Origin of the sequence: Bradyrhizobium sp. HKCCYLRH2060, from assembly GCF_051168135.1 — a bacterium.
Classification (GTDB): domain Bacteria; phylum Pseudomonadota; class Alphaproteobacteria; order Rhizobiales; family Xanthobacteraceae; genus Bradyrhizobium.
This window is the reverse complement of sequence record NZ_JBNPUK010000009.1, coordinates 1-14,779: the sequence shown is the minus strand read 5'-3', so window position 1 is coordinate 14,779 and position 14,779 is coordinate 1. Positions and strand designations below refer to the sequence as shown.

The following is a 14,779-nucleotide window of genomic DNA, read 5'->3' as shown; positions in this document are numbered from 1 at the left end:
ATGCAGCTGTCGGTCTGGACCTATGAAGGACCGCCGCACATCGGAGCGATGCGCATTGCGACCGCGATGCGCGACGTGCACTACGTGCTGCATGCGCCGCAGGGCGACACCTACGCCGATCTCCTGTTCACGATGATCGAGCGGCGCGACCGCCGGCCGCCGGTCACCTACACCACGTTCCAGGCGCGCGATCTCGGCGGCGACACCGCGGATCTCCTGCAGAGCGCGGCACGCGCGGCCTATGAGCGTTTCCAGCCGGCCGCGATGCTGGTCGGCGCGTCCTGCACGGCCGAGCTGATTCAGGACGATCCCGGCGGTCTTGCGCTGGCGTTGAAGCTTCCGATTCCGGTGATCCCGCTCGAGCTGCCGGCCTATCAGCGCAAGGAGAATTGGGGCGCTTCGGAAACGTTCTACCGGATTGTACGGGCGTTGGCTGCGTCTTCCGCTGATGGCTCCCCCCGCCGTGAAAGGAAGACAGGCGCCCGTCCAGTCTGCAACCTGCTTGGTCCGACGGCTCTCGGCTTCCGTCATCGCGACGACCTCGCGGAAGTGACCAGGCAGGTTGTGGAGCTCGGCATCGAGATCAACGTGGTCGCGCCGTGGAACGCGACGCCGGCCGATCTCGCTCGCCTTCCTCAAGCCGATTTCAACATCGTGCTCTATCCCGAGATCGCGCTGACGACGGCGCAATGGCTCCATCGCCAGTTCGGCCAGCCTTTCACGCGCACGATCCCGATCGGCGTCGGCGCGACGCGGGACTTCATTGCGGAGGTCGCAGGCCTCGCCGGCGTCGATGCGGCTCCGGTTCTGGCGCGCAACGAGAGCCGGCTGCCGTGGTATTCGCGCTCGGTCGATTCGACCTATCTCACCGGCAAGCGCGTCTTCATCTTCGGCGATGCCACCCACGCAGTGGCCGCGGCGCGCGTCGCCACGCAGGAGCTCGGCTTCGAGGTCGTCGGCCTCGGCACCTATGCCCGCGAATTCGCTCGCGAGATCCGCGAAGCCGCCGCGCTCTATGCCGTCGAGCCTGTCATCACCGACGATTATCTCGAAGTCGAGGCCCGCGTCAGCGAGCTGCGTCCCGAGCTCGTGCTCGGCACGCAGATGGAGCGCCACATCGCCAAGCGGCTCGGCATTCCCTGCGCCGTGATCTCGGCGCCGTGCCACGTGCAGGATTTCCCGGCGCGCTACTCGCCGCAGATGGGCTTCGAAGGCGCCAACGTGCTGTTCGACACCTGGGTGCATCCGCTGATGATGGGTCTGGAGGAGCATCTGCTCGGCATGTTCCGCGAGGATCACGAATTCGCCGATCACGCGCCGTCGCATCTCGGTGCCGCGCCGGCGGCTCCGCCACAGCAGCCGCACCTGCGAGTCGTTGAAACCGTCGCATCCGTTGAACTCGCCTGGGCCTCCGACGCCGAGCGCGAGCTGACCAAGATTCCCTTCTTCGTGCGCGGCAAGGCGCGCCGCAACACCGAACGGTTCGCGCGCGAGCGCAACGTCAACCTGATCACGCTCGAGACCTTGTACGATGCCAAAGCGCATTTCGGTCGCTGACGTCACACCCATCCGGGTGGTGATCGTGACGATGGACAGCCATCTCGCCTCGGCTGCCGTGCGTGCACGCACGACATTGCAGGCAGAGCTGCCCGGTCTCGATCTCAAGGTTCACGCGGCCGACGAGTGGGGCTGCAATCCGAACGCGCTCGCGCACTGCCTCGACGACATCGCCACCGGCGACATCGTGGTCGCCACCATGCTGTTCATGGAGGACCACATCCAGCCGGTGCTGCCCGCGCTGGCGGCGCGCCGCGACCACTGCGACGCCATGATCGGCTGCCTGTCGGCCGGCGAGGTCGTGCGCCTGACCCGTCTCGGCAAGCTGACGATGTCGGGCTCGGCCACCGGCGTGCTCGGCCTCTTGAAGCGGCTGCGCGGCAGCAACCGCTCAGGCTCTTCCAGCGGCCAGGGCCAGATGAAGATGCTGCAGCGGATGCCGCGGCTGCTGCGCTACATCCCTGGCACCGCGCAGGACCTGCGCGCCTACTTCCTGACGCTGCAATATTGGCTCGCCGGCTCCGAGCAGAATTTTGCGAACATGGTGCGCTTCCTGGTCGGCCGCTACGCCGACGGGCCGCGCGCCTCGCTGCGCGGCAGGCTGAATGCCGCCGAGCCGGTGACCTATCCGGATGTCGGTCTCTACCACCCGCGTCTGCCGCAGCGGATCGTGGAACGCGCCGACGAGCTGCCCACCACATCGAAGGCGGTCGGCCGCGTCGGCGTGATCCTGATGCGCTCCTATCTGCTCGCCGCCAACACCGGGCATTATGATGGTGTGATCGCGGCGCTGGAGGCGCGCGGGCTCGCCGTGGTGCCGGTGTTCGCCAGCGGGCTCGACTCGCGCCCCGCCATCGCGCGTTACTTCCAGAAGGACGGTGTCGCCACGGTCGACGCGGTGATCTCGCTCACCGGCTTCTCGCTGGTCGGCGGTCCCGCCTATAATGACGCGCGTGCGGCCGAGCAGGTCATGGCCGGGCTCAATGTGCCCTTGATCGCGGCGCATCCGCTGGAGTTCCAGACCGTCGAGCAGTGGCACGACGACGCGCGCGGTCTGACGCCGGTCGAAGCCACCATGATGGTCGCGATCCCCGAGCTCGACGGCGCCGTCGGCCCGACCGTGTTCGGCGGCCGGTCGGCGATGGCCGATGCCGGCCGTGACATGGCCTCACTGCCGGAGCGTGCGACGCAACTCGCCGCGCGGGTCGCGAGGCTCGTCGAGCTGCGCCGCTCGGCGCGCGCCGAGCGGAAGCTCGGCGTGGTGTTGTTCAACTTCCCGCCGAACGGCGGCAGCGCCGGCACCGCGGCCTATCTCTCGGTGTTCGAGTCGCTGCACAATGTGATGACATCGCTGCGTGCGGCAGGCTACACGATCGACGTCCCAGATACTGTGGACGCGCTGCGCAACCGTGTGCTCAAAGGCAATGCCGAGCGCTTCGGCACCGTCGCAAATGTCGCGGCGCGCATTCCGGTCGATCAGCATGTCCGGCGCGAACGTCATCTGGCCGAGATCGAGAAGCAGTGGGGCCCGGCGCCCGGCCGTCATCAGACCGATGGCGCGAGCCTCCTGGTGCTCGGCGAGCAGTTTGGCAATCTGTTCGTCGGCCTGCAGCCCGCCTTCGGCTACGAAGGCGATCCGATGCGGTTGCTGTTCGAGCGCAGCTTCGCGCCGACGCATGCGTTCGCAGCGTTCTATCGCTGGCTGCGCGAGGACTTCCGCGCGCATGCCGTGCTGCATTTCGGCACCCATGGCGCGCTCGAATTCATGCCGGGCAAGCAGGCCGGGCTGTCCGCAGAATGCTGGCCGGAGCGGCTGATCGGCGACCTGCCGAACTTCTACATCTACGCGTCCAACAATCCGTCCGAGGGCGCGCTCGCCAAGCGCCGGGGCGGCGCGACCCTGATCAGCTATCTCACGCCCTCGATCACCAGCGCCGGCCTCTACAAGGGTCTCGCCGACCTGAAGTCCTCGCTCGATGCCTGGCGCAATCTGTCGCCTGACGCCACTGATCAATTGAGGGAGGACAGTGCGGCGCTGATCCAGGCGCAGGCGGCGACCGTCGATCTCGCCGCCGCGGAGCCGGCCTGGGGCGATGAGCGCAACGCCAGGATCACCGCGCTGTCGGCCAGCGTGCTGGAGCTGGAATATTCGCTGATCCCGCACGGCCTGCACGTCGTCGGCTCGCCGCCGCCGGCGGAGCAGCGCGCCGAGCTGCTCGATCTCGCAGGGATCACCGACACAGCCAAGCGTACCGAACTCGACCGCTTGCTGGCGACTGACAACGAGACGCCCGCGATCGTGCATGCGCTCGACGGCGGCTACATCCGCCCGGTGCCGGGCGGCGATCTCTTGCGCAACACCGACGTGCTGCCCACGGGGCGCAATCTCCACGGCTTCGATCCGTTCCGCATTCCCAGCGTCTTCGCGCTCAAGGATGCCGAGCGCCAGGTGGCGCGGCTGCTCGCCCGCCATGCCGGCGAGGGTCATAAGCTGCCGGAGACGATCGCGCTGGTGCTGTGGGGCACCGACAATCTCAAGACCGAGGGCGGGCCGATCGCGCAGGCGCTGTGGCTGATGGGCGCCGAGCCGCGCCACGACAGCTATGGCCGCCTCTGCGGCGCGAAGCTGATCCCGCTGGAGCAGCTCGGCCGTCCGCGCATCGATGTCGTGATCACACTGTCCGGCATCTTCCGCGATTTGATGCCGCTGCAGACCAAGCTGCTGGCCGAAGCCGCGCTGCTCGCGGCATCGGCGGATGAGTCGGCCGAATTCAATTACGTGCGCAAGCATGCGCTGGCGTTCCAGGCCGCGCATGGCGGCGAGATCGCCGATGCCGCGCTGCGTGTGTTCGGCAATGCCGAGGGCGCCTATGGCGCCAACGTCAACCATCTGATCGATTGCGGCGCCTGGACCGATGAGGACGAGCTTGCCGACGTCTATACACGCCGAAAAGGATTTGCCTACGGCACCGACGGCCGTCCCGTCAGGAGGGATGCGCTGCTCGGCCATGTTCTGGCCGGCGTCGACGCCGCCTATCAGAACGTCGACTCGGTCGAGCTCGGCGTCACCACCATCGATCACTATTTCGATACGCTCGGCGGCATCAGCCGCGCGGTGAAGCGCGCCAAGGGCGAGGCCGCGCCGGTCTATATCGGCGACCAGACCCGCGGCGAAGGCACGGTGCGCACGCTGTCGGAGCAGGTCGCGCTGGAGACCCGCACCCGCACGCTCAATCCGAAATGGTACGAGGCGCTGCTCGCTCACGGCTATGAGGGCGTGCGCCAGATCGAGTCGCACGTGACCAACACGGTCGGCTGGTCGGCCACCACGGGCCAGGTCGCGCCGTGGGTCTATCAGCAGATCACGACGACCTTCGTGCTCGACCCCGCGATGCGCGAGCGGCTTGCCTCGCTCAATCCGGCCGCGTCGGCGAAGATCGCCAATCGCCTGATCGAGGCGCATGAGCGCAATTACTGGACCCCGGACCCCGACATGCTCGACGTGCTGCGCAAGGCCGGGGAAGAGCTCGAAGATCGCCTCGAAGGCGTGGGAGTGGCTGCATGAACGTGACCTTGAGACCTCCGCTGACGACGGCGCCGCGCCGACCTGACGGGGCCGGAAGCGTCCAGGTGCAACTCGACCCGAACGTGGTCATTGACACCGCGAAGGTGTTCTCGGTGTACGGCAAAGGCGGCATCGGCAAGAGTACGACATCGTCGAACCTCTCGGTCGCGCTGTCCAAGCTCGGCAAGCGCGTGCTGCAGATCGGTTGCGATCCGAAGCACGACTCGACCTTCACCCTGACCAAGCGGCTGGTGCCGACGGTCATCGACATCCTCGAGCAGGTCAACTTCCACGCCGAGGAGCTGCGCCCCGAGGACTTCGTCTACCAGGGCTACAATGGCGTGATGTGCGTCGAGGCCGGCGGGCCGCCGGCCGGCACCGGCTGCGGCGGCTATGTCGTCGGCCAGACCGTGAAGCTGCTCAAGGAGCATCATCTGCTCGAAGACACCGACGTGGTGATCTTCGACGTGCTCGGCGACGTCGTCTGCGGCGGCTTCGCCTCCCCGTTGCAGCATGCCGATCGCGCGCTGATCGTCGCCGCCAACGATTTCGACTCGATCTTCGCCATGAACCGAATCGTCGCCGCGATCCAGGCCAAGTCGCGCAACTATCCGGTGCGGCTCGGCGGCGTGATCGCCAACCGCAGTGCCGCGACCGACCAGATCGACAAGTTCAACGAGCGCATCGGCATGAAGATGCTGGCGCACTTCCCGGACCTCGACGTCATCCGGAAGAGCCGGCTGAAGAAGTGCACCTTGTTCGAGATGGAGCCGTCGCCGGACGTCGAGCGCGCCCAGAACGAATATCTGCGCCTCGCCGCCTCGCTGCTGGCCGGCGTCGAGCCGATCCAGGCCTTGCCGCTCAAGGACCGCGACATCTTCGATCTCCTGGGCTTCGATTGAGGCTGGCACATGACGACAGCGCAATATCTTGCCCGCCGCAGTGAAGTGGAGACCTATTTTGACCGCACCGCGGTCGCCGCCTGGACGCGGCTGACCTCGGATGCGCCGGTGGGCCGCATTCGCGCCACGGTGCGTGCCGGCCGTGACGAGATGCGGCGGACGCTGCTGTCGTGGCTGCCGCTCGATCTGCGCGGCGCGCGGATCCTGGATGCCGGCTGCGGCACCGGCAGCTTTTCCATCGAAGCCGCGCGGCGCGGGGCCGAGGTGGTCGCGGTCGATATCTCGCCGACCCTGATCGAGATCGCCCAGCGCCGGCTGCCGGACGACATCAGCCGCAGCGCCATCCACTTCGTCGCCGGCGACATGCTGGATCCCAAGCATGGCGGTTTCAACTTCGTGGTGGCGATGGATTCTTTCATCCACTACCGCGCCGAGGACGCCGTGCGCATCGTCGCGGGCCTCGCCGCGCGCACCTCCGAATCGATCCTGATGACCTACGCGCCGCGCACGCCGTTGCTGGCCGTCATGCATGCGGTGGGCGGCGTGTTTCCGCGCGGCAATCGCGCGCCGGCGATCGAGCCCGTGACGGAACAGAAGTTGTATCGGCTGATCGCCGACCATCACGATCTCGCCGACTGGCGCTGCGCGCGCAGCAGCCGCATCGCCAACGGTTTCTACATCTCGCAAGCGCTGGAGCTTCGCCCGTCATGAGCGCGCGCGCACCATCGGTCCTGCAACTGTGGACGCGGCTGTCGTCGCGTTATCTGCCGTTTGCGGATGCCGCCTCGACCGAGCTGCCGCTGTCGCGCCTGATGCGGCTGTCGCTGTTCCAGGTCTCGATCGGCATATCGGTGGTGCTGCTCAACGGTACGCTCAACCGCGTCATGATCGTCGAGCTCGGCGTTCCCTCATGGCTCGTCGCCACCATGGTGGCGTTGCCGCTGGTGTTCGCGCCGCTGCGGGTGCTGATCGGCTTCAAGTCCGACCATCACCGCTCGGTGCTGGGTTGGCGCCGCGTGCCCTATATCTGGATGGGCACGCTCCTGCAGTTCGGCGGCCTCGCGATCATGCCGTTCGCGCTGCTCCTGCTGTCCGCGGCCGACGCGCCGGGCCAGGTCATCGCCGGTCGCGTTGGCGCCGCGCTTGCTTTCCTGCTGGTCGGCGCCGGGCTTCACACCACGCAGACCGCCGGCCTGTCGCTTGCCACAGACATTGCGCCTGAGCAGTCGCGTCCTCGCGTGGTCGCCTTCCTCTACGTGATGCTGATGTTCGGCATGATGGCGAGCGCGCTGACCTTCGGCGGGCTGCTCGCCGAGTTCAGCGAGATGCGGCTGATCCAGGTCATCCAGGGCGCGGCGCTGACCGAGATGGTGCTCAACATCATCGCGCTGTGGAAGCAGGAGGCGCGCGATCCCTCGCGCACGTCGGCTGCACGTGAGCGGCCGCGCTTCGGCGATTCCTGGCGGCAGTTCCGCGAGGCCGGCGGCTCGATGCGGGTGCTGGTCGCGGTCGGGCTCGGCACGGCCGGCTTCACGATGCAGGACATCCTGCTCGAGCCGTATGGCGCGGAGATCCTTCACCTCACGGTCGGCGAAACCACGGCGCTGACCGCATTGTTCGCAGCCGGCACGCTCGCAGGCTTCGGCCTGTCGGCGCGCCAGCTGGGCAAGGGCTCCGATCCCTATCGGATCGCGGCGCTCGGCGGACTCGTCGGGCTGTTCGCGTTCTCCGCGGTCATCTTCTCGGCGCCGCTCGCCTCGCCCCTGCTGTTCCGGATCGGCACGACGCTGATCGGATTCGGCGGCGGCCTGTTCGCGGTCGGCACGCTGACGGCGGCGATGGCGCTGGTGCAGAACGGTGAGAGCGGGCTCGCGCTCGGCGCCTGGGGCGCAGTGCAGGCGACGTCAGCGGGTGTAGCCATCGCCGGCGGTGGCGCCATTCGCGATGTGATGTCGCAGCTGGCATTGAATGGAAGCCTCGGCGTCGCGCTCGCCGGGCCGGCGACCGGCTACAGTATCGTCTACCACGTCGAGATCGCGCTGCTGTTCGTCACCCTTGCGGTGATCGGGCCGCTGGTGCGGCGGCGGGCGGCGGAGCCACAGCAGCTTCAATTCGGAATCGTTGAATTTCCAGGTTAGCCCAGTCGGGGAGGAAGCCATGACGTCTTTCACGAGCTACATCGATGTCGCCCAGGTGGTGCTTTACGGGTTCTGGGTGTTCTTCGCAGGCCTGATCTTCTACCTGCGCACCGAGGACAAGCGCGAAGGCTATCCGCTGCAGTTCGAAGGCCGGATCGGCCGGCAGACGGCGTCGAGCGGTCACGGCTTCCCGACGCCGCCGTCACCCAAGACCTATCATATGCATGGCGGGCGCACCGCCACTCTGCCGAACTGGGACAACGACCGCGCCGATGCGCCGGTCACGCCGATGTATCCCTGGCCCGGCACGCCCTATCTGCCGACCGGCAATCCGATGCTCGACGGCGTCGGCCCGGGCTCCTTCGCCGCGCGCAAGGACGAGCCGGAGCTGACCATGGACAACATCCCGGCGATCGTGCCGCTGCGCGTCGACGGCAGCATCTTCATCGCCTCGGAGGACCCGGATCCGCGCGGCATGCCGGTGATCGGCTGCGACGGCAGGCTCGGCGGCAAGGTCCGCGAGGTCTGGGTCGACCGCGCCGAGATGCTGATCCGCTATCTCGAAGTCGAGGTCGAGGGCATCGTCGGACGGCACGTGCTGCTGCCGATGACCATGGCCATCGTCGACAAGTCGCGCAAGGCGGTGCTGGTCGACGCCATTCTCGGCTCGCAATTCGCCAGCGTGCCCGGTCTCGCCAGCCCCGATCAGGTCACCAAGCTCGAGGAGGACAAGATCGTCGGCTACTATGGCGGCGGCCATCTCTATGCGACCCCTGCACGCCAGGAGCCGCTGCTGTGAGCACCCGTCGGGACCAGGATCAGCTGATGCTGCCGGCAGGCGAGCGCCTGTTGTGGCAGGGACAGCCCACGGTGAAGGCGCTGCTGCTGCGCGTCTTCCACCTGCGCCTGGTGCTCGCCTACTTCGCCGCGCTGTTCGGCGCGCGCGTGGTAACGGGCACGCTGGATCACCAGCCGCTCGCAACTTCGCTCGCCAGTGCGTCGTCGCTGGCGATGCCGGTGGCGATCGCTACGCTGCTGCTCATCGGGCTCGCGGTGCTCTACAGCCGTACCACGCGCTACACCATCACCTCCAAGCGCGTGCTGCTGCAGTTCGGTGCCGTGCTGCCGATGACCTTGAACGTGCCGTTCAAGCAGGTCTCGCGCGCCGACGTGAAGCTGTTCTCCGACGGCTCCGGCGATCTGCCGCTCGGCGTCACCGCCCAGCAGCGGCTGTCCTATCTGCTGCTGTGGCCGCATGCGCGTCCGTGGCGGCTGAACGAGGTCGAGCCGATGCTGCGCGGCGTGCCTGATGCCCGCGAGGCGGCCGAGATCCTTGCAAAGGCGCTGGTCGCGGCCTCGGACGGCGCGGTCGCGGCGCAGCCGATCGCCGCGGGCAACGGACAGCCGCAAGGCGCGTCGCCTGCGGGTGCGGTCGCCAGCGCGGCGTGATCAGGAGGATGTCATGAGCCAAGCCGAGAGCCATGTCGATGTTCACGCCGAACCTGAGATCGTCATTCCGAAGGGTGCGCTGCGCGCGGCCTTCGCACTGGTTGCCTTCACCCTGGTTGCGGCCGGCGTCGGCCGCTGGACGGGTGTAGGCACTGTCCACATCGATCACGCTGTTGCCGTGCAAACGGTGGCGCTGCGGTTCGAGGACCGTCCCGATGGCGGCATCTCCGTCGTGTCGCCCGACAGCGGCAAGGTGGTCGGAGTCGTCGAGGCCGGCGGCGACGGCTTCCTGCGCACGGTGCTGCGCAGCATGGCGTTCGACCGCCAACGTCACGCGATCGGCTCGGGGCCGGCCTTCACGATCAACCGCTGGTCCGATGGACGCATGAGCCTGGACGATCCGGCGACCGGACGGCGCGTCGATCTCGGGTCGTTCGGCAACGACAACAAGCGCCGGTTCACGGAGCTGATGACGATGGGAGAAACGCGATGAGAGGATTATGGGCCAACGAGCCGCGCCGCTTCGAGATCGGCTGCAGCATCGAGGTCGAGCAGACCTCGGAAACGCTGCACGCGCATGTCACTCTGGACCGCGATGTCGGCATCCGCCCGGGTGACGAGGTCGTCATTCATGGCGAGCCGATCACGGTCAAGTTCGGCGAGCAGCTCAACTTGCGGCGCACCGCTACCGTGGTTCGGGCCGGTCCCTTGAAGCGCGCGATGATGCATGTCGCGGGCTATCTCGAGCTCACGGAACTGTACGACGTCAGCTTTTCGGACGGGAGGGTCAGATGATCGCAATGGAAGGCGGATCCGGCAATATCTCCACCAAGATGGCGCTGGAGGACACGATCCTTACGCCACGCTTCTACACCACCGATTTCGCGGCGATGGACCGGCTCAATGTCGACCTAGTGCGCCGCGAATGGGATGCTGTCATGGCCGAGCTGCGCGCCGACCACAACCGCAAGCACTTCGTGCGCACGGCGGAATTCGACAAGGATCTCAACGATCTTCCGGAGGCGCTTCGCGCCGAGTTCAAGGACTTCCTGGTGTCGTCGCTGACCGCCGAGTTCTCCGGCTGCGTGCTGTATGCCGAGATCAAGAAGCGGATCACCAATCCCGACATCCGTGAGCTGTTCCAGTTCATGAGCCGCGACGAGGCCCGCCACGCCGGCTTCATCAACGAAATCCTCAAGGATCACGGCATCGGCGTCGATCTGAGCTTCCTCACCAAGACCAAGAAGTACACCTACTTCAGGCCGAAGTTCATCTTCTACGCGACCTATCTGTCGGAGAAGATCGGCTATGCCCGCTACATCACCATCTATCGGCAGATGGAGCGGCACCCGGAGCGCCAGTTCCACCCGATCTTCAAGTGGTTCGAGCGCTGGTGCAACGACGAGTTCCGCCACGGCGAGGCGTTCGCGCTGCTGATGCGCGCCGATCCGAAGCTGCTGAGCGGCCTCAACAAGCTCTGGATCAAGTTCTTCCTGCTCGCGGTGTTCGCCACCATGCATGTCCGCGACCACATGCGCCCCGCCTTCTACGAGGCGTTGGGCATGCCGGTGGACGAGTACGACATGCGGGTGTTCCGCATCACCTCGGAGATCTCGCGCCAGGTCTTCCCGGTGATGCTCGACATCGACAATCCGCGCTTCTGGGACGGCCTGAAGCGGCTGCGCGAGATATCGGAGGCGATTGCGGATGCCAAGGCGCAGGGCGGCATCATGGGCACGCTCAAGCGCGCCGTGCTGCCGCTCAAGGCGGCGCTGACCTTCGGCCGGCTCTACATGCTGCCGGCCAAGAGCAACGCGCTGCCACGGGAGATCAGGCTGCAACCCGCCTGGTGACAAGGAGCCGGCCATGGGCGCGACCGCGATTGCCATTCCCTATGTCGTGTTCGTCTGGTGGTTCTCGACCGGCGCCGTGCTGGCGTTGGTCGGGCTCGCCGCCCGCCATCCGGCCGCGTTCAAATGGGGCACGGCCGCGGCGTTCGTCGCGGCCCTGTCGGGCGTCGCGGTGTCGAGCCAGGCCGCCGAGGATGCCAACGCCTATTGCGCCTTCACCTGCGCGATCCTGTTGTGGGGCACGGTGGAGATGTCGCTGCTCGCCGGCTGGATCACCGGCCCGCGGCCGGAGCCGTGCCCGCGCGACTGCACGCCGGCCTCGCGCGTCGGCTTCGCGCTGCAGGCGATCGCCTATCACGAGCTGGCGCTGATCGCGACCGCTGGCCTCGTCTTCGCGGTGACATCGGGCGCGCCCAACCGTTTGAGCTGGTGGACCTTCGCCGCGCTGCTGGTGCTCAGGCAGAGCGCGAAGATCAATCTGTTCCTCGGCGTGCGCACCTTGAACGACGAACTGCTGCCGCAGCAGGTCCGCTTCATGCGCAGCTATTTCGCCAAGAAGTCGACCAACCTGCTGTTCCCATTCTCGATTGCCGCGGCGACCACCGCGACCGTGCTGGTCGCTGCTGCCGCGCTCGGCGCCAAATCCTCTTTCGACGGCGTCGCGCTGTCACTGCTCGCCTCGTTGATCGCGCTCGGCCTGCTCGAGCATGGCTTCATGGCGCTGCCGATGCCGGTGATCAATCTGTGGCGCTGGAGCGCGCCAGTCGAGCCCGCGATGGCGACCGTCGCTGCCATCCCTGCACCGGCGCCCGTGATGCCGATGGCGCGTCCGGTGCTGGCCGTCGTGCCGGCCACGTCTGAGGTGGAGCGCCCCATGCCTGCGCCAAAGACGTCGATGTCGGCGCAGAAGACTGCTGCGGCCCTGGCGCGGCAGCGGCTCGAAGAACAGTTTCGCCAGGCCTATCGCCAGGCCCGCGCTGACGCGCAGGCGCAAACCATCACGGGACTGGCCGCGGTGTCGGTCACGCCGCCGGTCGATCCGAACACAGCACAGGGGGGAGTACCATGAACTACGAAGACTATTTCCGCCGCCAGCTCGACGGTCTCAGGCGCGAAGGACGCTACCGCGTGTTCGCCGACCTCGAGCGCAAGGCCGGCGCCTTCCCGCGTGCGACCTATCGTGGCCCCCATGGCGAGCGCGATGTCGCGGTGTGGTGCTCCAACGACTATCTCGGCATGGGCCAGCACCCCAAGGTGCTGGAGGTGATGCACGAGGCGCTCGACCGCTGCGGCGCCGGCGCCGGCGGCACCCGCAACATCAGCGGCACCAATCACTATCATGTGCTGCTGGAGGAAGAGCTCGCCGATCTCCACGGCAAGCAGGCCGCGCTGCTGTTCAATTCGGGCTACGTCTCGAACTGGACCTCGCTGTCGACCCTGGCGGCGCGCATGCCCGGCTGCGTGATCCTGTCCGACGAGCTCAACCACGCCTCGATGATCGAGGGCATCCGTCACAGCCGCTGCGAGACCCGGATCTGGCGCCACAACGACGTCGCCGATCTCCGCGACAAGCTGTCGGATCTCGATCCCAAGGCGCCGAAGCTGATCGCGTTCGAGAGCGTCTATTCGATGGACGGCGACATCTCGCCGATCTCCGATATCTGCGACGTCGCCGACGAATACAACGCCATGACCTATCTCGACGAGGTCCACGCCGTCGGCCTGTACGGTCCGCGCGGTGGCGGCATCTCGGAGCGCGACGGCGTCGCCGATCGCCTGACCGTGATCGAGGGCACCCTCGCCAAGGCGTTCGGCGTGATCGGCGGCTACATCACGGCATCCAGCACCGTCTGCGATTTCGTCCGCAGCTTCGCCTCCGGATTCATCTTCTCCAGCTCGCTGCCCCCCGCGGTCGCCGCCGGCGCGCTCACCAGCATCCGGCATCTCAAGGCGAGCAATGTCGAGCGTGCAAGGCATCAAGACCGCGTCGCGCGGCTGCGCCGCCGGCTCGACGAGGCCGGCGTCAGCCATCTCGACAATCCCAGCCACATCGTGCCGGTGATGGTGCGCGACCCCGTGCTGTGCAAGCGGATCAGCGACGTCCTGCTCGACCGCTACGGAATCTATGTGCAGCCGATCAACTATCCGACGGTGCCGCGCGGCACCGAGCGGCTGCGCATCACGCCGTCGCCTTATCACTCCGATGCGGACATCGAGCATCTGGTGTCGGCGCTCTCGGAGATCTGGGCCGAGATGGGCCTCGCGCTGGCGGCCTGACGGAAGAGGAATCGCACGGCGTTTGAGCCATATCAATTTGTCAATCTAACTTGACGTTATGATTGTTGGACAAATTGATAATCGGGGAGAACGCCGTGCGGATCTTGTTGCTGCATCCGAATTATCACTCCGGCGGCGCCGAGATCGCCGGCAACTGGCCGCCGGCCTGGGCGGCCTACATCTCCGGCGCGCTGAAGGCCGCGGGCTTCACGGACCTTCGCTTCATCGATGCGATGACCAACGATCTCTCCGAGGATCAGGTCCGCGCCATTCTGCGCAGCGAACAGCCTGACGTGATCGGCTGCACCGCGATCACCCCCTCGATCTACAAGGCCGAGCGGCTGCTGGAGATCGCCAGGGAAGAGCATCCCGACGCGCTCACCGTGCTCGGCGGCATCCACGCCACCTTCATGTACCAGCAGGTGCTGACGGAAGCGCCGTGGATCGACGCCATCGTGCGCGGCGAGGGCGAGGAGATCATCGTCGACCTGATGCGCGCCCGCGAGGACGGCCGCTGGGACAACGACCGCCGCAGCATCAGGGGCATCGCCTATCGCGACGGCTCGGAGGTGGTGGCCACGGTGGCGGCGCCGACGGTGAAGAATCTCGATGCGATCACGCCCGACTGGAGCGTGCTCGAATGGAGCAAGTACATCTACATTCCGATGAACAAGCGGGTCGCCATCCCCAACATGGCGCGCGGCTGCCCGTTCACCTGCAGCTTCTGCTCGCAGTGGAAGTTCTGGCGCGACTATCGCATCCGAGACCCGAAGAGGGTGGTCGACGAGATCGAGACACTGATGCGCGAGCACGATGTCGGCTTCTTCATCCTCGCCGACGAGGAGCCCACCATCAACAAGAAGAAATTCGTCGCGTTCTGCGAGGAGCTGATCCGGCGCGACCTCAAGATCCTCTGGGGCATCAACACCCGTGGACTGCACCCCTCAAGTGAGACACGATAATTTCAGTGACAATGGGTAAAGTCATCGCATCGTGTTTTGCTTGAACGCGGCTTCGAACTCAAGGGGAGATCGATAGCCG

The 14,779-nt window shown here is 66.7% G+C and carries 12 protein-coding genes and 1 pseudogene; all 13 read left to right on the top strand.

Going from position 1 to position 14,779, the window contains the following annotated elements; translation table 11 throughout:
• Entirely contained in the window at window positions 1-1,557 is a 1,557-nt protein-coding gene (gene bchB, locus ACQR10_RS18310) for a ferredoxin:protochlorophyllide reductase (ATP-dependent) subunit B (protein WP_316217400.1), read from the top strand.
• Entirely contained in the window at window positions 1,532-5,122 is a 3,591-nt protein-coding gene (locus ACQR10_RS18305) for a magnesium chelatase subunit H (RefSeq protein WP_316217399.1), read from the top strand. The genes bchB and ACQR10_RS18305 overlap by 26 nt, the downstream gene beginning before the upstream one ends.
• A complete protein-coding gene (gene bchL / locus ACQR10_RS18300; RefSeq protein ID WP_316217397.1) occupies window positions 5,119-6,024 on the top strand; it encodes a ferredoxin:protochlorophyllide reductase (ATP-dependent) iron-sulfur ATP-binding protein in 906 nt (301 codons plus the stop codon). Before ACQR10_RS18305 ends, bchL begins: the two co-directional genes overlap by 4 nt.
• 9 nt (window positions 6,025-6,033) lie before the next feature.
• Window positions 6,034-6,735, top strand: coding sequence for a magnesium protoporphyrin IX methyltransferase (gene bchM, locus ACQR10_RS18295; RefSeq protein ID WP_316217396.1), 702 nt, complete (start codon window positions 6,034-6,036; stop codon window positions 6,733-6,735).
• Window positions 6,732-8,162, top strand: a complete 1,431-nt coding sequence (locus ACQR10_RS18290; protein WP_316217395.1) for a BCD family MFS transporter — start codon at window positions 6,732-6,734, stop codon at window positions 8,160-8,162. Before bchM ends, ACQR10_RS18290 begins: the two co-directional genes overlap by 4 nt.
• A 19-nt stretch (window positions 8,163-8,181) precedes the next feature.
• Window positions 8,182-8,961: a photosynthetic reaction center subunit H gene (puhA, locus tag ACQR10_RS18285; protein ID WP_315803465.1), complete on the top strand. Its 780-nt coding sequence runs from the start codon at window positions 8,182-8,184 to the stop codon at window positions 8,959-8,961.
• Window positions 8,958-9,611, top strand: coding sequence for a photosynthetic complex putative assembly protein PuhB (gene puhB, locus ACQR10_RS18280; RefSeq protein ID WP_316217394.1), 654 nt, complete (start codon window positions 8,958-8,960; stop codon window positions 9,609-9,611). Before puhA ends, puhB begins: the two co-directional genes overlap by 4 nt.
• Window positions 9,612-9,624: 13 nt before the next feature.
• The gene (gene puhC / locus ACQR10_RS18275; protein ID WP_316183318.1) at window positions 9,625-10,104 is read left to right on the top strand and encodes a photosynthetic complex assembly protein PuhC; all 480 of its coding nucleotides are present in this window, start codon (window positions 9,625-9,627) and stop codon (window positions 10,102-10,104) included.
• Window positions 10,101-10,406 carry a hypothetical protein gene (locus ACQR10_RS18270; protein ID WP_316183319.1) on the top strand — a complete coding sequence of 102 codons (306 nt, stop codon included), beginning with the start codon at window positions 10,101-10,103 and terminating at the stop codon, window positions 10,404-10,406. Before puhC ends, ACQR10_RS18270 begins: the two co-directional genes overlap by 4 nt.
• A complete protein-coding gene (acsF, locus tag ACQR10_RS18265) occupies window positions 10,403-11,464 on the top strand; it encodes a magnesium-protoporphyrin IX monomethyl ester (oxidative) cyclase (protein ID WP_316217393.1) in 1,062 nt (353 codons plus the stop codon). The genes ACQR10_RS18270 and acsF overlap by 4 nt, the downstream gene beginning before the upstream one ends.
• A 13-nt stretch (window positions 11,465-11,477) precedes the next feature.
• Window positions 11,478-12,530, top strand: a complete 1,053-nt coding sequence (gene puhE / locus ACQR10_RS18260) for a putative photosynthetic complex assembly protein PuhE (protein ID WP_316217392.1) — start codon at window positions 11,478-11,480, stop codon at window positions 12,528-12,530.
• Entirely contained in the window at window positions 12,527-13,738 is a 1,212-nt protein-coding gene (gene hemA, locus ACQR10_RS18255) for a 5-aminolevulinate synthase (RefSeq protein WP_316183322.1), read from the top strand. The genes puhE and hemA overlap by 4 nt, the downstream gene beginning before the upstream one ends.
• A 95-nt stretch (window positions 13,739-13,833) precedes the next feature.
• Window positions 13,834-14,670 (top strand): annotated as a pseudogene (locus ACQR10_RS18250) (cobalamin-dependent protein); the annotation flags it as partial.
• Window positions 14,671-14,779 lie beyond the last annotated feature (109 nt).